Source organism: Roseomonas sp. SRI_022 (genome assembly GCF_057586215.1).
This window is the reverse complement of record NZ_JBYCZL010000008.1, coordinates 105,611-127,732: the sequence shown is the minus strand read 5'-3', so window position 1 is coordinate 127,732 and position 22,122 is coordinate 105,611. Positions and strand designations below refer to the sequence as shown.

At 69.3% G+C, this 22,122-nt stretch carries 19 protein-coding genes; 16 read left to right on the top strand and 3 right to left on the bottom strand.

The genetic code is table 11. From position 1 onward, the window contains the following. Positions 1-3 precede the first annotated feature (3 nt). From AC2YHJ_RS10225 to AC2YHJ_RS10190, 8 genes are read left to right on the top strand one after another with little or no spacing between them, the layout of a single operon-like run. Positions 4-276, top strand: coding sequence for a sarcosine oxidase subunit delta (locus tag AC2YHJ_RS10225; protein WP_487395789.1), 273 nt, complete (start codon positions 4-6; stop codon positions 274-276). Continuing rightward, positions 273-3,209, top strand: a complete 2,937-nt coding sequence (locus AC2YHJ_RS10220; protein WP_487395788.1) for a sarcosine oxidase subunit alpha family protein — start codon at positions 273-275, stop codon at positions 3,207-3,209. The genes AC2YHJ_RS10225 and AC2YHJ_RS10220 overlap by 4 nt, the downstream gene beginning before the upstream one ends. Next, a complete protein-coding gene (locus AC2YHJ_RS10215; protein ID WP_487395787.1) occupies positions 3,196-3,789 on the top strand; it encodes a sarcosine oxidase subunit gamma in 594 nt (197 codons plus the stop codon). Before AC2YHJ_RS10220 ends, AC2YHJ_RS10215 begins: the two co-directional genes overlap by 14 nt. Then, a complete protein-coding gene (locus tag AC2YHJ_RS10210; RefSeq protein WP_487395786.1) occupies positions 3,786-4,808 on the top strand; it encodes an ABC transporter ATP-binding protein in 1,023 nt (340 codons plus the stop codon). The genes AC2YHJ_RS10215 and AC2YHJ_RS10210 overlap by 4 nt, the downstream gene beginning before the upstream one ends. Continuing rightward, a complete protein-coding gene (locus AC2YHJ_RS10205) occupies positions 4,801-5,772 on the top strand; it encodes an ABC transporter ATP-binding protein (protein ID WP_487395784.1) in 972 nt (323 codons plus the stop codon). Before AC2YHJ_RS10210 ends, AC2YHJ_RS10205 begins: the two co-directional genes overlap by 8 nt. Beyond that, positions 5,769-6,722, top strand: coding sequence for an ABC transporter permease (locus AC2YHJ_RS10200; protein WP_487395783.1), 954 nt, complete (start codon positions 5,769-5,771; stop codon positions 6,720-6,722). Before AC2YHJ_RS10205 ends, AC2YHJ_RS10200 begins: the two co-directional genes overlap by 4 nt. Beyond that, a complete protein-coding gene (locus AC2YHJ_RS10195; RefSeq protein ID WP_487395782.1) occupies positions 6,719-7,594 on the top strand; it encodes an ABC transporter permease in 876 nt (291 codons plus the stop codon). Before AC2YHJ_RS10200 ends, AC2YHJ_RS10195 begins: the two co-directional genes overlap by 4 nt. Before the next feature lie 26 nt (positions 7,595-7,620). Next, positions 7,621-9,237, top strand: coding sequence for a peptide ABC transporter substrate-binding protein (locus tag AC2YHJ_RS10190; RefSeq protein WP_487395781.1), 1,617 nt, complete (start codon positions 7,621-7,623; stop codon positions 9,235-9,237). A 4-nt stretch (positions 9,238-9,241) separates the two neighbouring features. Here AC2YHJ_RS10190 and AC2YHJ_RS10185 read toward each other — a convergent pair whose 3' ends face one another. From AC2YHJ_RS10185 to AC2YHJ_RS10175, 3 genes are read right to left on the bottom strand one after another with little or no spacing between them, the layout of a single operon-like run. Further along, the gene (locus AC2YHJ_RS10185) at positions 9,242-10,369 is read right to left on the bottom strand and encodes an NAD(P)/FAD-dependent oxidoreductase (RefSeq protein ID WP_487395780.1); all 1,128 of its coding nucleotides are present in this window, start codon (positions 10,367-10,369) and stop codon (positions 9,242-9,244) included. Continuing rightward, positions 10,366-11,700 carry an FAD-dependent oxidoreductase gene (locus tag AC2YHJ_RS10180; protein WP_487395779.1) on the bottom strand — a complete coding sequence of 445 codons (1,335 nt, stop codon included), beginning with the start codon at positions 11,698-11,700 and terminating at the stop codon, positions 10,366-10,368. The genes AC2YHJ_RS10185 and AC2YHJ_RS10180 overlap by 4 nt, the downstream gene beginning before the upstream one ends. Positions 11,701-11,730: 30 nt before the next feature. After that, positions 11,731-13,095 (bottom strand): formimidoylglutamate deiminase, encoded by a 1,365-nt coding sequence (locus AC2YHJ_RS10175; protein ID WP_487395778.1) that lies wholly within the window; start codon positions 13,093-13,095, stop codon positions 11,731-11,733. Positions 13,096-13,182: 87 nt separating this feature from the next. On the opposite strand from AC2YHJ_RS10175, the gene AC2YHJ_RS10170 reads away from it, so the two are divergent. The 8 genes from AC2YHJ_RS10170 (at position 13,183) to AC2YHJ_RS10135 (ending at position 22,120) form a co-directional block, all read left to right on the top strand. Continuing rightward, the gene (locus tag AC2YHJ_RS10170) at positions 13,183-14,742 is read left to right on the top strand and encodes an ABC transporter substrate-binding protein (RefSeq protein ID WP_487395777.1); all 1,560 of its coding nucleotides are present in this window, start codon (positions 13,183-13,185) and stop codon (positions 14,740-14,742) included. A gap of 4 nt (positions 14,743-14,746) precedes the next feature. Then, positions 14,747-15,685 carry an ABC transporter permease gene (locus AC2YHJ_RS10165; protein ID WP_487395776.1) on the top strand — a complete coding sequence of 313 codons (939 nt, stop codon included), beginning with the start codon at positions 14,747-14,749 and terminating at the stop codon, positions 15,683-15,685. Then, on the top strand, positions 15,682-16,548 hold the full coding sequence (locus tag AC2YHJ_RS10160; protein WP_487395775.1) for an ABC transporter permease: 867 nt from the start codon (positions 15,682-15,684) through the stop codon (positions 16,546-16,548). The genes AC2YHJ_RS10165 and AC2YHJ_RS10160 overlap by 4 nt, the downstream gene beginning before the upstream one ends. Continuing rightward, positions 16,545-18,365 carry an ABC transporter ATP-binding protein gene (locus AC2YHJ_RS10155; RefSeq protein WP_487395774.1) on the top strand — a complete coding sequence of 607 codons (1,821 nt, stop codon included), beginning with the start codon at positions 16,545-16,547 and terminating at the stop codon, positions 18,363-18,365. Before AC2YHJ_RS10160 ends, AC2YHJ_RS10155 begins: the two co-directional genes overlap by 4 nt. Positions 18,366-18,454: 89 nt before the next feature. Next, entirely contained in the window at positions 18,455-19,474 is a 1,020-nt protein-coding gene (locus AC2YHJ_RS10150; RefSeq protein ID WP_487395773.1) for an extracellular solute-binding protein, read from the top strand. 2 nt (positions 19,475-19,476) lie between these two features. Continuing rightward, the gene (locus AC2YHJ_RS10145; protein WP_487395772.1) at positions 19,477-20,499 is read left to right on the top strand and encodes an ABC transporter ATP-binding protein; all 1,023 of its coding nucleotides are present in this window, start codon (positions 19,477-19,479) and stop codon (positions 20,497-20,499) included. After that, a complete protein-coding gene (locus tag AC2YHJ_RS10140) occupies positions 20,496-21,317 on the top strand; it encodes an ABC transporter permease (RefSeq protein ID WP_487395771.1) in 822 nt (273 codons plus the stop codon). The genes AC2YHJ_RS10145 and AC2YHJ_RS10140 overlap by 4 nt, the downstream gene beginning before the upstream one ends. Next, positions 21,314-22,120 (top strand): ABC transporter permease, encoded by an 807-nt coding sequence (locus tag AC2YHJ_RS10135; protein WP_487395769.1) that lies wholly within the window; start codon positions 21,314-21,316, stop codon positions 22,118-22,120. The genes AC2YHJ_RS10140 and AC2YHJ_RS10135 overlap by 4 nt, the downstream gene beginning before the upstream one ends. Positions 22,121-22,122 lie beyond the last annotated feature (2 nt).

Below are 22,122 nucleotides of genomic sequence, written 5' to 3'. Positions count from 1 at the left end.
AGGATGCGCATCCCCTGCCCCCATTGCGGCGCCCGCGACGAGACGGAATTCGCCTATCGCGGCGATGCGACGGTGACGCGCCCCGGCCCCGAAGCGGGGATCGAGGCCTTCCACGACTACCTGTACCTGCGCGCCAATCCGCGTGGCTGGCAGGTGGAATGGTGGCAGCACAATGCCGGCTGCCGCGCCTTCCTCAAGGTGCTGCGCCATACCGTGACGCATGAGATCCGCGCGGTGACGACCGCGACCGAAGCGCTTGAGGTGCCGCAGCCATGACGCAGCCGCACCGCCTGCCCCAGGGCGGCCACGTCGATCGCGCGACGCGGCTGGCCTTCACCTTCGATGGGCGTCGCCTTGAAGGCCATGCCGGCGACACTCTCGCCTCTGCACTGCTGGCGAATGGCGTGCGGCTGGTCGGGCGCTCCTTCAAGTATCACCGTCCGCGCGGCATCGTCTCGGCCGGCGTCGAGGAACCCAATGCGCTGGTCGAGTTGCGCGACGGCGCGCGGCGCGAACCGAACACCCGCGCGACGGTGGCGGAACTCTTCCACGGCCTGGCGGCTGCGAGCCAGAATCGTCGCGGCTCGCTCGCCTTCGACTGGATGGCGGTGAACGGGTTGCTCTCGCCCTGGCTCGGCGCGGGCTTCTACTACAAGACCTTCATGTGGCCCGCCGCCTTCTGGGAACGGGTCTATGAGCCGATGATCCGCAAGGCCGCGGGCCTCGGCCGCGCATCGGGCCTGCCGGACCCCGACCGGTACGACGCCGCCCATGCGCATTGCGACGTGCTGGTGGTGGGCGCGGGTGCGGCGGGCCTCGCGGCGGCACGCGCGGCTGGCGCGGCCGGCGCGCGCGTGATCCTGGCGGAGCAGGATTTCCTGCTCGGCGGCGACCTGCTGAACGAACCCGGCCTCGAGGCCTGGCGCCGTGAGACCATCGCCGCGCTGGACGGCATCCCCGAAGTGACGGTCATGCCGCGGACCATGGTCTTCGGCTTCTACGATCAGGGCGTGCTGGGCGCGGTGGAGCGCCTGGCGGATCACCTGCCAGAACCGCCCGCGCACACTCCGCGCCAGCGCGCCTGGACGATCCGCGCAAAGGAGGTCGTGCTCGCGACCGGCGCGCATGAACGGCTGGTCGCCTTCCCTGGCAATGACCGTCCTGGGGTGATGCTCGCCGGCGCGGCGCGGACCTACGCGCGGCGCTTCAGCGTGCGCGCGGGCGAAGCGGCGGCGCTCTTCGCCACGCATGACGGCGCCTATGACGCCGCCTTCGCGATGGCGGAGGCCGGGACGCGCATCGCCGCCATCATCGACCCACGCGCCGACAGCCCGGCGATGCAACATGCGCGGGAGGCCGGCTTCACCGTCAAGGCCGGCAGCGTCGTCTGCGGCACTGTCGGCGGCACCGCGCTGCGTGGCATCGAACTGCGCGCGAATGGCGCGGCAGGGCGTGGCGATGCGATGCCTGCCGACCTGTTGATGATCTCAGGCGGCTGGAACCCGGCAGTGCATCTTGCATCCATGTCGGGCGCTGCGCTCGCCTGGGACGATGCGCTGCACGCCTTCATCCCCGGCGCGCCGGTGCAGCGCGAACGCAGCGCCGGTGCCTGCCGCGGCGTGAACGGCATTGGTGCCGCAGCGGCGGATGGCGCGGTGGCCGGGCGCGACGCGGCGATCGCCGCGGGCTTCGCGGCCGCATCGGACATCCCCTTGCCGCATGCGCCGCTGCCCGATCACCGCCCGCATCCGGTCTGGGAAGTGCAAGGCAACGGCAAGGCCTTCGTCGATCTCCAGGACGATGTGACGGCCGACGACATCCGCCTCGCCCATCGCGAGGGCTTCAGCCATATCGAGCACGCCAAGCGCTACACCACCCACGCCATGGGCACCGACCAGGGCAAGACCGGCGGCATCGTCGGCGCGGCGGTGCTGGCGGAAGCGCGCGGCGAGCCGGTGGCGACGGTCGGCCTGCCGCGGTTCCGGCCCTACACCGCCCCCATCACCTGGGGCGCGATGGCCGGCGGCGAGGTCGGCGAGCATTTCCAGCCCGTGCGGCGCACCTCGTTGCACGCGATGCACGACGCGCTCGGTGCGGTTTGGATGGATGCCGGCCTGTGGAAGCGTCCCGCCTACTACCCGAAGTCCGAGGATGTCGATGCCTGGGCCAGCGTGAAGCGCGAGGCACGCGCGGTGCGCCAGCGCGTGGGCATCTGCGACGTCTCGACGCTGGGCAAGATCGCGGTGGAAGGACCGGACGCGGCGACCTTCCTCGACCGCGTCTATGCCAACACCTTCTCGACACTGCCGGTCGGGCGCGCGCGCTACGGGCTGATGCTGCGGGAAGACGGCATCGTCTTCGACGACGGCACCACCAGCCGCATCGGGCCGGAGCGCTTCTTCGTCACCACCACCACGGCGCAGGCCGGGCCGGTGATGCAGCATCTCGAATTCCATCTCGCCAGCGCCTGGCCGGATCTCGACGTCAGCCTGGCGAGCGTCACCGACCAATGGGCGGCGATCGCGATCGCCGGTCCGAAGGCGCGCGACGTGGTGGCCGGCGTGGTGCAGGGCATCGACCTGTCCAACGACGCCTTCCCTTTCATGGCGGTATCGGATTGTGTCGCGGCCGGCGTGCCGGCCCGGCTGTTCCGCATCTCCTTCTCCGGTGAGCTCGCCTATGAGATCGCCATGCCCGCCGGTTACGCGGCGCATGTCTGGCAGGCGGCGATGGCGGCCGGCGCGGCGCATGGCATCGAACCCTATGGCATGGAGGCGCTCGGCCTGTTGCGCATCGAGAAGGGGCATGTCGCCGGATCGGAACTGAACGGCCAGACCACGGCCCATGACCTCGGCCTTGGGCGCATGCTGAAGAAGAAGGGCGACTTCATCGGGCGCGTATTGGCGCAACGGCCAGGGATGCTGGATCCGTCGCGCCCCCGCCTGGTGGGCCTGCGCAGCGTCGATCCGCAACGCCAGATCCGCGCCGGGTCGCATCTGCTGGTCAATGGCGCGAGCCAGGGCTGGATCTCCAGTGCAACGCAGTCGGTGGTCGATCCCGGTTGGATCGGCCTCGGTATGCTGCGCGATGGGGAGGCGCTGATCGGCACCGAGATCCGCGCGGCCAATCCACTGTTGGGCGAGGACGTGCCGGTGAAGATCGTCACCCCGCATGGCTATGACCCGGAGAACCAGCTTGTCCGCGCCTGAGCCCACCCATCCGCTGGCGGCCTTCGCCGCGCCGGGCCATCACGGCGCGGCGGGGCCAGCGCCGCTGCGCGTCAGCCTGCCGCGCCGTGACATCGTGCAGGTGATGGTCCGGCGCGGACAGGATGCCGCGCTGGCCGCCGCCATGACGCAGGCCTTCGGCACAGCGCCGCCAGGGCCGGGCCGTTCCGCGGCCGGCGCCGGCGCAACCGCCATCTGGATCCAACCGGGCGCCTGGATGCTGACCGCGCCGCGCAGGGAGGAAGGCGCGCTCGCCACCCGTGCCGCGGAGGCCTTCGCCGGCATCGCCGCAGTCGAGGACCAGAGCCACGGCCGCGTCACCATCGCCGCTGCTGGCCCCGCCGCACGCGCCGTGCTGGCGCGCGGCTGCCGCATCGACCTGCATCCCCGCGTCTTCGGACCGGGCAGCGCCGCGACGACGCAGATCGCCCAGATCGGCTGCCTCATCCACCAGGCGGATGATACGCCGACCTTCGAGCTGACGGTCTTTTCGACCCTGGCCGAGCCCTTCTTCCACTGGCTGATCGAGGCCGGCGCGGGCGAAGGCGTGGTGATCGCGTGACCGCCCAGGCGACGCTGCCGGAGGATGCCGGCGCGCTCGCCGCCGAAACGCCGCTGCTCAGCGTCCGCGACCTCTCGCTGCACATTCCGGTGCCGCCGCATGTGCTGCGCGCGGTCGATGGCGTGTCCTTCGACCTGCATCGCGGCGAGACGCTCGGCCTTGTCGGGGAAAGCGGCAGCGGCAAGACGCTGACCGCGCTGACCCTCATGCGTCTGCTGGAACCGCCGCTCGACCACCTGCCGCGCGGGGAGGTGCTGCTCGACGGTGCCGACATCATGGAACTGAGCGAGACGCGTATGTCCGCGCTGCGCGGCCGTGCGATCTCCATGGTGTTCCAGGAACCGATGACCTCGCTGAACCCCGTGATGACCGTGGGGCGGCAGATCGCAGAGCCGCTGATGCGGCATTTGGGCCTATCCGCCGGCGCGGCGGCGGCGCGCGCCGAGGAGATGCTGCGGCTGGTCGGCATTCCCGACCCGGCCCGCGTGCGGCGCGCCTATCCGCATCTGCTGTCCGGCGGCATGCGGCAGCGCGCGATGATCGCGATCGCCCTGGCCTGCCGGCCTTCCGTGCTGATCGCCGACGAACCGACCACCGCGCTCGATGTCACGGTGCAGGCGCAGATCCTGGAATTGCTGGCCGAGTTGCAGCGCGAGATGGGTAGCGCCATCCTGCTGATCACCCACGACCTCGCGGTGATCGCGGAGACGGCGCACCGCGTCGCCGTGATGTATGCCGGGCGCATCGTCGAGGAAGCGCCGGTCGCCGCGCTGTTCGCGGCACCGCGCCACCCCTATGCGCGCGGCCTGCTCGCTTCCATCCCACGCATCGAACGGCGTCCGGCACCGACGCTACCGGAGATTCCCGGCATGGTACCGAGCGCCGCCGAACGTCCGCGCGGCTGCGCCTTCATGCCGCGCTGCGGCCGCGCCATCTCGGGCTGCGCGGCGGAGCCACCGCCGCTTGGGTCGCTCGCGCCAGGCCATCGCGTCGCCTGCTGGAACCCGGTCGATGGCTGAACCGCTGCTCCGGGTCACGGGCCTTGAGGTCCATTTCCCCATCCGCTCCGCCTTTCTGCGAAGGCGCACCGGCACCGTGCGCGCGGTCGACGGCGTGACGCTGCAGGTCGCGCGCGGCGAGACGCTGGCCCTGGTCGGGGAAAGCGGCTGCGGCAAGACGACCACCGGCAAGGCCATTCTGCGGCTCATTGAACCCTCCGGCGGGTCCATCCGCTTCGGCGGGGAGGAGATCGCGCATCACGCGCCGCGGCAGCTCGCGCCGTTCCGCCAGCGCATGCAGATCGTCTTCCAGGACCCTTATGCGAGCCTCAATCCACGCATGACGGTGGGCGGCATCCTGGCCGCGCCCTTCGAGATCCACCGCATCGGCGATGCCGGGGACCGCGCCGACCGCGTCGCGGAGCTGCTGCGCCTGGTCGGCTTGCCGCCAGACGCCGCGCGCCGCTACCCCCATGAATTCAGCGGCGGGCAGCGCCAGCGCATCGGCATCGCGCGCGCCCTTGCCCTGCGGCCGGAACTGGTGATCGGGGACGAACCGGTCAGCGCGCTGGACGTCTCGATCCAGGCGCAGATCATCAACCTGATGAAGCGGCTGCAGGCGGAACTCGGCCTCGCCTACATCATGATCTCGCACAACCTCGCCGTGGTCAGCCATGTCGCGGACCGGGTGGCGGTGATGTATCTCGGTCGCGTGGTGGAAACCGCGCCGCGTGAGGCGTTGTTCTTCGACGCGCGGCATCCCTACACCCAGGCGCTGCTCTCCGCGGTGCCCGAACCGGTCCCGGGCCGCCGCCGCGCCCGCCAGGTGCCCCAGGGCGACGTGCCAAGCCCGGCGCGGCCGCCGAGCGGCTGTCATTTCCACCCGCGCTGCCCGATGGCGATTCCGCGTTGCGCGGAGGAAGCGCCGGCCTCGCGCATCATAGCCCCCGGCCACGCCGTCGCCTGCCATCTGGTGTCGCCATGATCGGCTTCGTGGCGCGGCGGCTGCTGCAAGCGATCCCGCTGCTGATCGGCGTGTCGCTGATCGGCTTCGGGCTGATGCACCTCGCACCGGGTGGGCCGCTCGCCGTCTATACGCTGAACCCGACGATCCAGGCGCAGGACATCGAGCGGATCAAGATCATCTTCGGCCTCGACCAGCCCGTCCACATCCAATACGTCAAATGGGCGAGCGGCATCTTCTCGGGCAATTGGGGCTACACCTTCTTCGGCGGGCGGCCGGTGCTGGACGTCATCCTGGAACGCGTGCCCGCGACGCTGCTGCTGATGGGCAGCGCGCTGTCGGTCGCCATCGTGCTCGGCCTGTCGGTGGGCGTGCTCGGGGCGGTGAAGCGGTATTCGGTGTTCGACGTGCTGGCGACGACCGGCGCGCTGTTCGCGCTGTCCTTCCCGACCTTCTGGTTCGGCCTGATGGCGATCTTCATCTTCGCCATCGAACTGCGCTGGCTGCCGTCCGGCGGCATGTGGGAATTGGGGGAGGAGGGCAACATCGTCTCCCTGCTGCGGCATCTGGTGCTGCCGACCATGGTGCTGGCGCTGGTCATCACCGCGACCTGGAGCCGCTACTCGCGCTCCGCCTTCCTCGAGGTGATGCACCAGGACTTCATGCGCACCGCGCGTGCCAAGGGCGTGCCGCCGGCCAAGCGGCTGCTGCGCCACGCCTTCCCCAATGCCGCGAAGCCGCTGATCGCACTGCTCGGCGTCGAATTGCCGTTCCTGTTCTCCGGCGCGCTGGTGACCGAGACGATCTTCGGCTGGCCGGGCATGGGACGGCTGTTCGTCGATGCGCTGAACATGAAGGAATACCCGGTGCTGATGGGGATGATGATGTTCACCGCGATCTTCGTCATCGTCGGCAACCTGGTAGCCGACATCGCCATCGCCCTGGTCGATCCGCGGGTGCGGCTGCAATGAGTGCCGCCGCCATCACGCCGCAGGGCCAGGCCGGGCGTATCTGGTCGCGCTTCCGGCGTCATCGCCTGGCACTGGCCGGCGGCATCGTGGTGGCGCTGCTGCTGGCCTCGGCCTTGTTCGCGCCGGTGCTGGCGCCGCAGGACCCGACGCTGCTCGACACCACGCTGCGCTTCCGTCCGCCCTTCGCCGATTGGCGGTTTCCGCTGGGGACCGATGAGCTGGGCCGCGACACGCTGTCGCGCCTGCTGTATGGCGGGCGGGTGTCGCTGACCGTCGGGCTGGTGGCGATGGTCACGACCGTCATGACCGGCGCGCTGATTGGCATCACCGCAGGATTCCTGGGTGGGCTGATGGACACGGTGCTGATGCGCTTCGTGGACACCATGCTCTGCTTCCCGCAGGTCTTCCTGCTGCTGGTGGTCGCCGCCTTCGTGCCGCCGACGCTGCTGTCCATCTCGTTCGTCATCGGCCTGACGTCCTGGATGGAGGTCAGCCGCATCGTGCGCGCCGAGATCCTGCACCTGAAGGAACAGGACTTCGTCGCCGCGGCGCGCGCGTTGGGTGCTTCGCGCGCGCGCATCATGTTCCGCGAACTGTTGCCGAATGCTGCCGCGCCGATCCTGGTGGCGGCGACGCTGAAGGTCGCGTCCGCCGTGCTGATGGAAAGCTACATCTCCTATCTCGGCTATGGCGTGCAGCCACCGCTGGCGTCCTGGGGCAACATGCTGACCAATGCGCAGGGCTACTTCGACACCGTGCCCTGGCTCGCCATCCTGCCCGGGGTGGCGATCACGCTGACCGTGATGGGCTTCAACTTTCTCGGCGACGGGCTGCGCGACGCGCTCGACCCGCGCCTTCGCATGGATCCGTAAACCACAAGAAGAAGGAGGCTCGTGACATGACCATCAGGATCTCCCGCCGCGGCATTCTCGCCGGATCCGCGACGCTGCTGGCAGCGCCCACCGTGTGGGGGCAGTCGATCAACCGGGACCGCATCATCCTCGCCATGACGCAGGAACCGGTGCAGTTCAACCCGCTGCTCTACGTCAATGCCGGCACCGAGAACGTGCCCGAGGCCTGCGTCTTCGACGCGCTGTGGGACGTGAACGAAAAAGGCGACTTCATCCCGAACCTCGCGGCACAGGTGCCGTCACGGCAGAATGGCGGCATCTCGACCGATGGTCTGACCTGGACGGTCAATCTGAAGCGCGACGTGAAATGGTCCGACGGCCAGCCCTTCACCGCCAAGGATGTCGAGTTCACCTACCAGACCATCATGAACCCGGCGGTGGCGGTGCGCAGCCGGTCGGGCTTCGACCTGATCAAGGCCTTCCGCGTGAAGGACGACCACACGATCGAGATGGAGTTGTCCCGCCCCTTCGTGCCGTTCCTGTGGGCATGGCAGAACATGCACATCGTGCCGCAGCACATTCTGGGGCGCGAACAGAACATCCAGACGGCGGCCTTCAACAGCCAGCCGGTCGGCACCGGACCGTATCTGCTGCGCAGCCGCACCGCCGGCAGCCACATGATCTACGAACGCAACCCGAACTATCACCGCGGCCCGGCCAAGGTGCGTCAGTTCATCCACAAATTCGTGCCGGACCAGATGGCGGCCTATGGCCAGGCGCGCACCGGCGAGATCGACTACTTCGCCCTGTCCGGCGTGCCGAACGATCGCTGGACCGAGGCGCGCGCCTTCCCCGACCGCGAATTTCTCGTCTATGCCACTCCGAACGTGCAGTTCATCTACTACAATTGCGGCAAGCCGCAGTTCAGCGACCCGCGCGTGCGCAGGGCGCTGACCATGGCGACCCAGATGCAGAAGTCGATCGACGACATCTATTTCGGCACCTGGCCGCGGACCCTGTCGTACCTGCAGCCGACCCATTGGGCCTATAATCGTGACCTGCGGGACTACACCAACGATGCGGCCGGTGCGGAACGCCTGCTGGATGAGGCCGGGTGGCGCAAAGGTCCCGATGGCATCCGCGCCAAGGACGGCGTGCAGCTGAAGTTCACCATGTCGACCACCGCCGGCAATCCTGGCCGCCAGGGTTGCCAGGCACTGTTCCAGCAGAACTGGAAGGCGATCGGCGTGGAGATGGAAATCCGCAACATGCCGGCCTCGGTCGTGTGGGGCGAATACACGACGCAGTCGCGCTTCGATACGCTGCTTGTGTCATGGGACCCGACCGTTGGCCTCGACCCGGACTACACCGCGCGCTGCCATTCGAAGATGATTCCCGTGAAGCATCGCCAGGGCAGCAACTATGTGCAGTACGAGAATGCGGAGGTGGACCGCCTGCTCGAACTCGGTGTGACACAGACCGAGCAGGCCGACCGCGCCACGACCTACAAGCAGATCCAGGCCATCCTGCATGAGGAAGTGCCCTTCGCTGCGCAGGGCGGTTCCGTGCAGGGGCATCTGAAGCGCAAGCAGTTGCAGGGTCCGACGCCGAACCAATACGTCACGGACATCACCTGGAACGTCTACGACTGGGCCTGGGCGTAACGCGTCAAGCCGGCAGGGCGTCCCAGCCCTGCCGGCTGCGCCAATCCAGCGGCAGGTTGCCGAAGCGCGACAGCTTCAACTGCGACAGGTCCGCGAAGTCGCAATGCCCCTGCAGCACAAGTTGCGCCAGCGCGCGGCCTGTCGCCGGCGACAGCCCGAACCCGACCGAGGACATGCTGGCAACGACGACATTCCCCGGATCCTCGAGCCGATCGAGGATCGGCCTTCCATCCGGCGTGTTCTCGACGATCCCACCCCAGGAGCGGATCACGCGAACATGGCCGAGGCGCGGGAACAACTCGTTCAACCGCCGCGCCAGGCTCGCCACCACCGGCGAATTCACCGGCCGCGGCGTGCCCTCGCCGTCCAGATCGATCCACTCATGCGGCCCGCCGCCATAGGCCAGGTTGCCGCGCAACGTCTGCCGTCCGTACAGCCCGTTGCCATCCACGCCGCCCGTGGCGATCGGCGGCAGCGGTTCGGTGACGATCATCTCGACGCGCGCGGGCGCCATCGGCACGCGATGGCCGAGCGGCGCCGCCAGCGCCGCCGTGTGTGGCCCTGCCGCGATCACCACGGCGTCGCAGCCGATCTCGCCCGCGCTGGTCTCGACCGCCACCGCGCGCCCGCCCTGCGTGCGGATGCCGCGCACCGCGGTGTGCTGCAGGATGCGCCCGCCAAGGCGTTCCACCGCCCAGGCATAGGCCTGGCTGGTGCGCTGCGGATTGGCGTGGCCGCCATACTTCCAATGGATGCCGCCCACGGCGTTGTCGCCCACCCAGGGCACCAGCGCGCGCAGCTCGGTGCGATCCAGCGCCACTGCCTCGAAGCCCTGGTCGCTGGCGAGCTTCGTGGACTTCCACATCCGGTCGAGTTGCCCGTCATCCAGGGCCACCTTCAGCCGATGCGGCCGCCATTCCGTGGGATGGCCGAGCAGCTCGTCCATCATCGGCCACAACCGCTGTTCTTCCTGGAACAGTGGCGAATAGGGATGGGTGCAGCCGCCGCCGTTCCGCCCGCTCGCCTCCCAGCCGACGATACCTTTCTCGACCACCGTGACGGGATGGCCATCCCGCGCCAGCCAGAAGGCGGTGGACAGGCCGGTGACGCCGCCGCCGACGATGACGATCACTTCACCACATCCTCTCCGCTGAGCCGGCCGCCGATATATTCGGCGTTCTCCGGCACCGGCTCCCAATGCGGCAGCCATTGCGCGGCGATGCCGAACCAGCCGGTCCAGTTGGCGCGCAGCGCGGGGTCTTCCTCCAGCGCCGCGAGCACCGACAGCGGCAAGGGCCGCAGCGGCGCGCGATGGGACGCAAGCGGCGCCGGCCCGTCGCGCGACAGCAACGCATGCACCGCTTCCCGGCAGCGGCGTCCCTGGCAGGGACCCATGCCGGCGCGCGTCAGCCGCTTCACCTGGTCCTGGTTCAGCGCACCGAGCGCACCGAGCCCCGCCTCGGGCCCCGCCGCGGCGAGGTAGCGCGGCGGACGCAGCGCGCGCAGATCGCCGGCGGTGACATCCTCGCAGGCGCAGACCAGCGCGTGGTCCTCGGCGAGGGCGGCGTCCAGCCAGGCCGCACGCGCGGCGGGCGCGGTGCCGGCGGCATCGCCCATGATGGCAACGACATCCGACGCATTCGGCACGAAGCCGCCCCGCGATGGATCCCAGCGCATGGCGCAGCCAAGCAGGTCTGGCAGATCCACCATCGGGACCGTGTCCACTGCCATGACGACGGTGTCGCAGGCGACATCCTTCCAGGTCGCGCCGTCCTGCCAGGCGAGGCCCGTCACCTCCTCCCGCCCCTCGATCCGCAGCGGCCCCGGCGTCACGAGATGCGCCACGACATCCAGGCCCACGGCGCGGGCCGCCATGACAACGCCCACCGCAAGCGCGCCGCCACCCACCACCGCAATGCGCCGCCCGGTGAAGGCGCCATAGAGCCGCAACACCGCATCGAAGCCGCGCGCGCCCATCACGCCGGGCAGCGTCCAGCCCGGGAAGGGCAGAACAACGTCGCGCGCACCAGTCGCGATGGTCAGCCGATCGAAGGCCACCAGCCAGGCGGCGTCCCGATCCGCCAGGCCGAGCAGCGGCTTCGGCATGGCACGGCTGGCCTGCCCCTTCACGAAGCCACCCCAGGCGGCAGTGCCGAGCGCGACCTCGACCCCCTCCTCCATCGCCACCATCAGCCCGGGGCGTGCGGCGACGACGCGTTCTTCCATCCGCGCCGCATTCAGGATCGCGGCATCGAAACGCGCGCCGAACAGGTAGGGGATGTCGAGGCCGAACAGGCCGGGATCGAGCGGGTGTTCATCCACCAGCAGGGTCCTGGCGCCGGTCGCGGCCGCGGCGCGCGCGGCGGCGATGCCGGCTTCCCCGGCACCGACCACGACGTGGTCGAAATCGCCGCGGAGCGGGAAGGCCTTGCCGGCGATCGAGGTCGGATCGGGTTCTGCCATGCAATGACGATAGGCGTGCGCGCCACAGCGTCAATCGGCGAGGATGCGCGTGAGGATCGTGGCCACGCGCGCCTCGGCCGCCGCGCGCGCCGGGTGGCGCCCATCCGCCACGACGCGCCGCCCGCGCACCAGCACATCCCGGATCGGCCCGCCGCGCGTGGCGAAGACCAGCGCATCCAGCCAACGATCGCCACTGCGCGCGGCGAGTGACGAATGCGCGGGATCGAGCAGCACCAGGTCCGCCCAGGCGCCGGCCTGGATGCCCGCGGGGCCAGCGCCGAGCGCCTGCGCGCCGCCCGCCAGCGTCGCGTCCCACAAGGTGCGCGCCGTGGAGGCCGCGCGCGGGGCAAGCGCATTGCGGCTGCGATGTGCGAGACGCTGCGAGTATTCGAGCGTGCGGAGTTCCTCCGCCGCCGCAATCAGGATGTTGGAATCGGTGCCGATGCCGAAGCGGCCGCCGGCCTCGCGATACGCCAGGGCCGGGAAGATGCCGTCGCCGAGATTGCTCTCCGTCACCGGGCAAAGCCCGACCACGGCGCCGGCAGCCGCGACGCCGCGCAGTTCCACCTCCGTGCCATGGGTCGCGTGGATCAGGCACCAGCGCGCGGACAGCGGTGCCTCGTCGAGCAGCGCGGTGATCGGCGGCCGACCGAGGATGGCGCGGCAGGCCTCGACTTCCTTCACCTGCTCCGCGGCATGGATGTGAAGGGGTTCCTCCGGCGCGGCGAGGCCGGCGATATCGCGGATCTCCTCGAAGGTGGCCGCGCGCAGCGAATGTGGCGCGAGGCCGAAACTCGCGCCCGGCATCCCGGCGATGGCCCGGCGGCTGCCAGCGACCAGCGCGGCGAAGCCGTCCCGGTCCGACAGGAAGCGTCGCTGTCCCGGCACTGGCGGGCCGCCGCCGACCTCCCCATGCGCGTAGAAACAGGGCAGCAGGGTCAGGTTGATGCCGGTCGCCGCCGCCGCTGCGGCGATGCGCGTCGCCATCTCCGCGACGTCGGCATAGGGCCGGCCATCCGGGTCATGGTGCAGGTAGTGGAATTCGCCGACGCGGGTGAAGCCGGATTCCAGCATCTCGGCATAGGCAAGGGTGGCGATGGCCTCGACATCATCCGGCGTCAGCCGCGCGAGGAAGCGATACATCACCTCGCGCCAGGTCCAGAAGGAATCATCCGCCGCGCCGGCATGCTCCGACAGCCCCGCCATGCCGCGCTGGAACGCGTGCGAATGCAGGTTGGGCAGACCGGGCAGGGCGATGGCGTCGTTCTGCTCAGCGGCGGCGTCCTGCGCATCGGAGCGCACGGCCGTGATGCGCCCGACGGCGTCGATCTCGACCAGCACCTCGCGGCGCCAGCCTTCCGGCAGCAGGGCATGGGCGAGGATCAGCTTGGGCATCGTCGGCTCCGTTCCGCGGCAGCCGGCATGCTTGCACCACCCCCGCGCCGCATGAAACACTCCTCGCAAGAATACAGGAGAGGCAGGATGATCAGGCGGATCGCGACCGTGGCGGCGCTCGGCGTTGCCGTGTCCCTGGGCATGGCGGCTCCGGTCTGGGCGCAATCGACAACGCTCCGGGTCGGCATCGCCTCCGCCGATGCGGGGGTGCTTGATCCGCATCTCAATTCCTCGACGCCGGGCCGCGGCTTCCTGCAGTGGATCTTCAACGGGCTGGTGCGCATCAAGCCCGGCGAATTGTCGCCGGAATTCATGGAACCGGATCTCGCGGAACGCTGGGAAAGTTCCACTGACGGGAGAACCTGGACCTTCCATCTGCGTCGTGGCGTGCAGTGCCATGGCGGCTTCGGCGAATTCACCGCCGAGGATGCAGTCTTCTCGCTGAACCGCGCGGCGACGCGCGATACCTCGGCCTTTTCCTCGGACTATGTGGCCTTCGACCGTGTGGAGGCGGTGGATCGCTACACCGTGCGCATCACGCTGAAGGAGAACATCCCGAGCCTGCTCGGCGCGGTGATGAACTACGCGGGCGGCTTCCAGGTCTGCAAGGCCGCGGTCGAGCAGTTGGGCAACGAAGGTTTCCGTCGCCGCCCGATCGGCACCGGCCCCTTCGCCTTCGCCGAATACGTGCCGCAGCAATACGGCCGCCTCGTCGCCAACGACCAGTATTTTCGCGGCCGGCCGCAGATCCGCGAGGTTATGTATCGCTTCATCCCCTCGGACGCCGCGCGCGACCTCGCCTTCCAGGCGGGTGAGCTCGACATGATCTATGGCCGCCAGGACCAGACGTGGTTCACCCGCACCCAGCAACTGCCGAATGTCCGCGTGGTGGCGATGCAGCCTGCGGAGATGTCGGTCATCCATCTCAACATGACCATGCCGCCGCTGAACGACATCCGCGTGCGGCAGGCCATCGCGCATGCGATCAATCGCGAACAGATCGTGCAGCTGCGTGGGCAGAATACCTCGGTCACCGCGCTGTCGGTCGTGCCGCGCGGCTATCTCGGCCACAATCCGGATGCGCCGCTGCTGCCGCCGGACGTCGCCCGCGCCCGCGCCCTGCTGACCGAGGCCGGGCACCCGAACGGCATCACCATCCGCGCCATCCATACGACGCTGCCCGGGATGATGAGCGTGATGGAAGGCGTGCAGGCGCAGCTCCGCCGCGCGGGCATTACGCTGGAGATCACGCCGGTGGAGCACGCCACCTTCCACGCGCAGATCCGCCAGAACTTGAGCCAGGTGGTGCATTTCCAGGCGGCGCGCTTCCCGGTCGCCGATGTCTACCTGACGCAGTTCTTCCATTCGCGCTCGATCGTCGGCACGCCGACGGCGGTGACGAACTTCTCCCATTGCCGCGTCGCGGATGCCGAGATCGATGCCGCGCGCGGCGAGACCAACCGCGACCGCGCCATCGCCCAATGGCGCGAGGCGCAGGTGAAGATCGTGCGCGAGGTCTGCGCCGTGCCGGTCTATGAGCAGATGCAGCTCTGGGCCTATCGCACCAATCTCGACCTCGGCTACGAGCTGAAGGCGTCGCTGAACCTGGCGCCGCCGCTGCTCGAGACCACGCGCTTCACGCGCTGACGGCGTGACCGCCTTCGTCGCCAGGCGGCTCGGCTTCGCTGTCATCACGCTGTGGGCGGTGCTGACGCTGGTGTTCTTCATCGTGCGCGTGGTCCCCGGCGACCCCGCGCAGGTGGTGCTGGGGGACCAGGCAACGGCCGATGCGATCGCGGCGATGCGCGTCCGCCTCGGCCTCGATCGGCCACTGACCACGCAGTATGTCGAATTCCTGTTCGGCGCATTGCGGGGGGATTGGGGCGTGTCCCTCGTCACCGGACGGCCCGTGCTGTTCGAGGTGATGGACGTCCTGCCCTGGACGCTCGAACTCACCGTCGCGGCGCTGGTGATCGGCGCGGCGATGGGCATTCCCCTCGGCGTCTGGGCGGCAGTGAACCGCAACCTGATCCCGGACTACGTGACGCGGCTGGTCTCGCTGCTCGGGCTGTCCTTCCCCGCCTTTGTCTCGGGCATCCTGCTGCTGATCGTCTTCGCCATCCAGCTGCGCTGGTTCCCGGTGATCTCGGCGCAGTCGGACAGCCTCGGTTCCTGGCTGCGGTCGCTGGCGCTGCCGGCCTTCAATCTCGGCCTCATCATGGCGGCCTACATCACCCGCGTGACGCGCTCCGCGATGCTGGAAGTGCTATCGGAGGACTATGTCCGCACCGCACGCGCCAAGGGCGTGCCCTGGCGCGTCGTGGTTTGGCGACATGCGCTGCGCAATGCGCTGATCCCGGTCATCACTATCGTCGGCCTCTATCTCGGCGTGCTGATCGGCAATTCCGTGCTGACGGAGATCGTGTTCAACCGCCCGGGCCTTGGGAAGCTCATCGTCGGTGCGCTGAACCAGCGTGACTACACCATGCTGCAGGGGATGATGGTGATCTACACGCTGGTCGTCATCGTGGTGAACCTGCTGACCGACCTCGCCTATGGCGCCGCCGACCCGCGGGTGAAACTGAAATGAGCGCCGCGACCGCAAATGATTCGGCGCTGGCCGCCACCATCCGCGCCTTCAATGCGAACAAGACATCGTGGCTTGGGCTTGGCGTCTTCCTGCTGGTGGTGGTGTTCGCCATCCTCGCCCCCTGGATCGCGCCGCATGATCCGCTGGATCAGGATTTCTTCGCCAAGCTGCAACCGCCCTCGGCAGAATACCCGCTCGGCACCGACTATTTCGGGCGGGACATACTCTCACGCCTGCTCTACGGTGCGCGGTATTCGCTGCTGATCGGCCTCGCTTCAACACTGGCGGCGATGGTGATCGGATCCACCATCGGCATCCTCGCCGGCTGGCATGGCGGACGGTTCGACGTGATCGTCATGCAGGCGATGGATGTCATGCTGGCCTTTCCGGCATTGATCCTCGGCCTGATCATCGTTGCGGTGCTCGGCCCGACGCTGATCAACATCATCGTCGCCATCGCCTTCACCTCCATCCCCGCCTTTGCGCGCATCGCCCGCGCGCCGACCATATCCGTCAAGGAGCGGGAGTTCATCGAGGCCTGCCGCTCGCTCGGCTATTCCGACACGCGCATCATGTTCGTCCACATCCTGCCGAACATCTTCGCCGAGATCCTGGTGATGTCCTCGCTCTGGCTCGCCAGCGCGATCCGGACGGAGGCCTCGCTTGCGTTCATCGGGCTCGGCCTGAAGCCGCCGACGCCGACCTGGGGCGGCATGATCCGGGAAGGGTTCGAGAACATCCTCGACAGCTACTGGCTCGCGCTCGCCCCGGGTGTCGCGATCCTGGTCGTGGTCTTCGCGCTGAACCTGCTGGGCGACGGGCTGCGCGATGCGGTGGACCCCAAGCTGAAGGGCGAGCAGTGATCCCCCCCGTCCTCAGCATCACGGGGCTCAACGTTTCCTTCCGGGTGGATGGCGCCTGGCGGCGAGTGGTGGAGGATCTCGCCTTCGACATCGGCCCGCGCGAGACGGTCGCGATCGTCGGTGAATCCGGTTCCGGCAAGTCCGTCACCGCGCTGTCCATCATGGGCCTGCTGCCGCCGGCCAATTCCAAGGTGGAAGGGCGCATCACGCTGGATGGGCGCGACCTGCTCGCCCTGCCGGAATCGGAGATGCGCGGCGTGCGCGGCAACGATGTCGCGATGATCTTCCAGGAACCGATGACCAGCCTCAACCCGGTGCTGACCGTTGGGTTCCAGGTGGCCGAGGCGCTGGTCTATCACCGCGGCATGAACCGCGCGGCGGCCGAAGCCGAGGCGCTGCGCCTGTTCGAACGTGTCCGCATCCCCGCCGCCGCATCGCGCTTCCACGAATACCCGCACCGCTTCTCCGGCGGCATGCGCCAGCGCGTGATGATCGCCATGGCGCTGGCCTGCAAGCCGAAGCTGCTGATCGCGGATGAGCCGACTACCGCGCTCGACGTCACCATCCAGGCGCAGATCATCGAGCTGGTGAAGATGCTGCAGGAGGAGGAAGGCATGTCCGTCCTCTTCATCACGCACGACATGGGCGTGGTGGCTGAGATCGCGGACCGCACCGTGGTGATGTTCAAGGGCCGCGCCGTGGAAGCCGGTGCGACAGCCGCGATCTTCCGCGCTCCGCGTGCCCCCTATACTCGCGCCTTGCTCGCCGCCGTGCCGCAGCTCGGTTCCATGATCGGGCATGGTCGACCGATGCGCTTTCCGGTCGTGGACATTGCGGCGGGCGGCAGCGACACCCCGGTCGAAGTGCCCGATACCGTCCAGGCCGCCGAGCGCCCGCTGCTGGAAGTCGCGAATCTCGTCACGCGCTTCGACATCCGTGGCGGCGTGCTGTCGCGCGTCACGGGGCGGGTACATGCGGTGGAGGATGTCTCCTTCACGCTCCATGCCGGCGAGACGCTGGCTCTTGTCGGTGAATCCGGCTGCGGCAAATCAACCACCGGCCGGTCGATCCTGCGCCTGGTGCCGCCGACCCGCGGTCGGATCCTGTTCGAGGGCACCGACGTCGCCTCGCTCGACAAGACGGCACTGCGGCAAATGCGCCGGCGCATGCAAATGGTCTTCCAGGATCCCTTCGCGAGCCTCAACCCCCGGCGCCGCGTCGGGGATGCGCTGACGGAACCGATCATCGTCCATGGCCTCGCCGGCAAGGCGGAGGCACAGGACCGCGTCGCGACCCTGCTGCGCAAGGTCGGCCTGTCGCCCGACATGGCGTCGCGCTACCCGCATGAATTTTCCGGCGGGCAGCGCCAGCGCCTGTGCATCGCCCGCGCACTCACCCTCGCACCGCGGCTGATCGTGGCGGATGAGGCGGTCTCCGCCCTCGACGTCTCGATCAAGGCGCAGGTGCTGAACCTGATGCTCGACCTGCAGGCCGAGCTCGGCCTCGCCTATCTCTTCATTTCCCATGACATCGCAGTGGTCGAACGCGTCAGCCACCGCATCGCCGTGATGTTCATGGGGGAGATCGTAGAAATCGGCCCGCGTGCCGCCATCTTCGAATCTCCGCAGCATCCCTACACCAAGCGGCTCATGGCCGCGGTGCCGGTGCCGGATCCCGCGCGTCGCGCCATTCGTCGCGGTCTCTCCAATGACGAAATTCGCAGCCCCGTTCGCGCGCCGGATTTCAGCCCTCCGAAACGGCAGTACCGCGAGGTCTCGCCGGGGCATGTCGTGCAGTTGCATGAGGGTGAATGGTGATGCCGCTGCGGCGCAGCATTTTGGGGTTTACTCGCATCCGGAAGGGCGCAAGTCTCCGCGCCGAACCAGCCGGAACGGTGGGAACAATCATGCTGCGCTTCACGCTCTGCCTCGCTGCCTTGCTCGCGCCTGCCGTCGCGCGCGCGCAGGCGCCGATGACCCTGATGGCCTATGCCGGAATCTTCCGCGACAACTACACCTCCGTCGTCGTGAACCCCTTCGGCCCCGTGCAGTATGCGGAAGGCGGCACCAGCGCGCAGATGCTCGGCACGCTGCGCGCACAGAAGGCCGATCCGCAGACCGATGTCGTCATCATGGACGTCACCACCGCCGCCCTCGCCTGCGCGGAAGGGCTGGTGGAACGCATCAATCCCGCAGATTTCCCCATCCTCGCCGAACTCGATCCGATGGCGCGTGAGGCCGGCGGCAATTGCGGGCCGGCCGTCACCTACGACCACCTGGTGATGGTCTATGACACGCGCAGCGTACGCCCCGCGCCCACCGGCCTCGCCGCGATGTGGGATCCGGCGCAGCGCGGGCGCATCGCGTTGTCGGCACCGCCGAACATCCAGGGTCTCGCCTTCACCGCGATCCTCGCCCATGCGAACGGCGGCGACTGGCGCAACATCGGCGCCGCCCTGCCGCGGCTGCGCGAACTCGCCCCCGCGGTGCAGACCTTCGATCCAAACCCGGACGGCTACACGCTGATCCTGAACGACCAGGTGCGCTTCGCGACCGGCTGGAACGCCCGCGCGCAGCTCTATGCCGACCAATCGCAGGGGCGCATCGGCGTGGTGCTGCCGGCCGAAGGCACGGTGTTCCAGATCAACACCATCAACATCGTCACCGGATCGAAGAACCGCGCCCGCGCCGTGGCCTTCTTCAACCATGCGCTCTCGGCCGGGCCGCAGGCCGCCTTCACTGAGCGCATGTTCTACGGCCCGACCAATACGCGCGCGCAGGTGGCCCCCGCCGCGATGGCGCGCACCGCGCTCGCGCCGGAATACCGCAGCCGCGTCATCCCGCTCGACTGGAACGAGATGCTGCGCCTGCGCGAGCCCTGGAACCAGCGCTGGCGCCGGGACGTGATCGCCGCCGCGTCGCGCTGAGCATGCACCTCGAACTCGAGAGGCTGACGCGCCGCTTCGGCACCAACCCGCCGGCGGTGGATACGCTCAGCCTGTCGTTACCGCGCGGGGCGCTGCTCGCGCTGCTCGGCCCATCGGGCTGCGGCAAGACGACGACGCTGCGCATGATCGCCGGTCTGGAACGCGCCGACGCCGGCCGCGTCGTGGTGGATGGGCGCGACGTCACCCCGCTGCCGCCGGAAGCGCGCAACATGGGTGTCGTCTTCCAGTCCTATGCGCTGTTCCCGCATATGACGGCGGCGGGCAATGTCGGCTTCGGGCTGGAGACGCGCCGCCTGTCACGTGCCGATCGCAACGCGCGCATCGCCGAGGCGCTCGCGCTGGTTGGCTTGACCGACTACGCCGCGCGCAAGCCGCGCGCGCTGTCCGGCGGCCAGCAGCAGCGCGTCGCGCTGGCCCGCGCACTGGCGATCCGGCCGGAGTTGCTGCTGCTCGACGAACCGCTCTCCGCGCTCGATGCGCAGATGCGCGATGGGGTACGGGAGGAAATCCGCGCCCTGCAACGCCGCCTCGGCACCACCGCGGTCTTCGTCACGCACGACCAGGCCGAGGCGCTCGCCATGGCCGACCTGGTTGCGGTGATGAACAGCGGTCGCCTTGAACAATGCGGCACGCCGGAGGATCTGTTCGAACGCCCCGCGACGCGCTTCGTCGCCGGCTTCGTCGGCCGCTCCTCTCGCTTCGCGGCAACGGTCGAAGCACCGGGCCTCCTGCGGGCTGGCGGCCTCGCCCTGACGGCCGCAGCAACGCCGACAGGCGGCAACGTCGAGGCCTTCATCCGCCCGCACCATGTCGCGATCGGCCCGGATGGCGCGATCCCCGCGCGCATCGCCACACGCACCTATGAAGGGGCGACGGCGCTGCTGGCGCTGGAGACGCCGCTCGGCCCGTTGCTTGCGGAGGTCCCCGCCACCGCCGCCTGGCGTCCGGGCGACACCACCGCCGCCACCCTGGAACCGGACGCGCTGCGCGTCTTCGCGGCATGATCGGCTGGCTGCTCTGCCTGCCGTCGCTTCTCGTCATCGGGCTCGGCTTCCTGTGGCCGGCAGCGATCCTGCTGCGGATGAGCCTGAACCGCACCGACGACATCGGCGCGATGCAGCCGGATCTGACGGTCGCGACCTACGTTAGGCTGCTCGATGACGACATGATGCCGGACCTGGCAGGCGACACGATCCTGCTCGCCGCCGGCTGCGCGGCGATGGCGGTGGCGCTGGCCTTTCCGGTGGCGTTGGCGATCCGCGCAGCACCCGGGCGCTGGCGGGGACCGCTCGCGCTCGCCGCCGTCGCGCCTCTGCTGGTGTCGGGCACGGCGCGGGTCATCGGCTGGATCGCGATCCTCGGCGATTCCGGGATGGTGAATGGCGTGCTGGCGCTGGTCGGCCTGCCGCCGCAGCGGCTCATCAACAACTGGACCGGCGTGCGCATCGGCCTGGTCGAGAGCCTGATGCCCTATGCGGTGCTGGTGCTGATCGCCGGCCTCGGACGGCTCGATGCGCGGCTGGAGGAAGCGGCGGCGACGCTTGGCGCTGGTCGTCTGCGCACCTTCCTGCGCGTCACCCTGCCGCTCTCCGCGCCGGCGCTGGCGGCGGCCTTCGCGCTGACCGTCGTGCTGGGTGCCTCGGCCTTCGTCACGCCACGGCTGATGGGTGGCGGGCGCGTCTTCGTGGTGGCGACAGAGATCTACGACCTCGCCCTGCAAACGGTGGATTGGCCGGCGGCGGCCGCGCTCGCGGTGATGCTGCTGATGGCGCTGGGTACCGCCTTCGCCCTGCGCGGCCTCCTGCCGCGGAGCCGCGCGTGAATCGCGCGGGCCCACGCCGGCCGGGACCGGTGGTGATCGCCGGCGCCGTGGCCGGCTTCCTTCTGCTGTTGGCGCCGGCGGTGGTGGTGGCCACCGTCTCCTTCTCCTCCGGCGAGTTCCTCTCCTTCCCGCCGCCTGGCCTGTCGCTGCGCTGGTATGTCGCGCTGCTCGGCAATGCGGAGATCCTCTCCGCGCTCGCGACCTCGGCCATTCTCGCAACGTCGGTCGCGATGCTGTCGCTGCTGCTGGGGCTGCCGGCTTCCTATGCCATTGCGCGGCTCGACTTTCCGGGGCGCGGCGCGATCGCGACGCTGCTCGCCGCACCGCTGCTGCTGCCAACGCTGGTGCTGGGCCTCGCGCTGCTGCTGGCCTTGCAGCCGTTGAAGCTGGTGGCGACCTGGCCGGGGCTGGTACTCGCGCATTGCACCGTCGCGGTGCCCTTCGCCGTGCGCATCATGACCACGGCGATCGGCGGCGTGCCGGCGGAACTGGAAGCGGCGGCGCGCACGCTCGGCGCTTCGCCGATCCGCGCGGCGCTGCGCGTCACCGTGCCGCTGGCAGCGCCGGGCGTGCTCGCGGCGGCCGCGCTCACCTTCCTCGTCAGCTTCGATGAGACGGTGATCTCCCTGTTCCTGGTGGGGCCACGGCTGACGACGCTGCCGGTCGAGCTGTTTCGCTATGCCGAGAACCGCACCGACCCGATGCTCGCCGCGCTGTCCATGATGCTGATCGTCATCGCGCTCGCCATCGTGCTGCTGGTCGAACGCGCCGCGGGCCTGACCCGCACCCTTTCGAAGGAGTAAGT

Excerpts from the sequence above, each read along its gene's own strand:
- AC2YHJ_RS10225 (WP_487395789.1), top strand. The coding sequence starts at position 4 with ATGCGCATCCCCTGCCCCCATTGCGGCGCCCGCGACGAGACGGAATTC.
- AC2YHJ_RS10200 (WP_487395783.1), top strand. The coding sequence starts at position 5,769 with ATGATCGGCTTCGTGGCGCGGCGGCTGCTGCAAGCGATCCCGCTGCTG.
- AC2YHJ_RS10220 (WP_487395788.1), top strand. The coding sequence starts at position 273 with ATGACGCAGCCGCACCGCCTGCCCCAGGGCGGCCACGTCGATCGCGCG.
- AC2YHJ_RS10160 (WP_487395775.1), top strand. The coding sequence starts at position 15,682 with ATGAGCGCCGCGACCGCAAATGATTCGGCGCTGGCCGCCACCATCCGC.
- AC2YHJ_RS10175 (WP_487395778.1), bottom strand. The coding sequence starts at position 13,095 with ATGCCCAAGCTGATCCTCGCCCATGCCCTGCTGCCGGAAGGCTGGCGC.
- AC2YHJ_RS10145 (WP_487395772.1), top strand. The coding sequence starts at position 19,477 with ATGCACCTCGAACTCGAGAGGCTGACGCGCCGCTTCGGCACCAACCCG.
- AC2YHJ_RS10180 (WP_487395779.1), bottom strand. The coding sequence starts at position 11,700 with ATGGCAGAACCCGATCCGACCTCGATCGCCGGCAAGGCCTTCCCGCTC.
- AC2YHJ_RS10140 (WP_487395771.1), top strand. The coding sequence starts at position 20,496 with ATGATCGGCTGGCTGCTCTGCCTGCCGTCGCTTCTCGTCATCGGGCTC.
- AC2YHJ_RS10150 (WP_487395773.1), top strand. The coding sequence starts at position 18,455 with ATGCTGCGCTTCACGCTCTGCCTCGCTGCCTTGCTCGCGCCTGCCGTC.
- AC2YHJ_RS10190 (WP_487395781.1), top strand. The coding sequence starts at position 7,621 with ATGACCATCAGGATCTCCCGCCGCGGCATTCTCGCCGGATCCGCGACG.
- AC2YHJ_RS10170 (WP_487395777.1), top strand. The coding sequence starts at position 13,183 with ATGATCAGGCGGATCGCGACCGTGGCGGCGCTCGGCGTTGCCGTGTCC.
- AC2YHJ_RS10205 (WP_487395784.1), top strand. The coding sequence starts at position 4,801 with ATGGCTGAACCGCTGCTCCGGGTCACGGGCCTTGAGGTCCATTTCCCC.
- AC2YHJ_RS10195 (WP_487395782.1), top strand. The coding sequence starts at position 6,719 with ATGAGTGCCGCCGCCATCACGCCGCAGGGCCAGGCCGGGCGTATCTGG.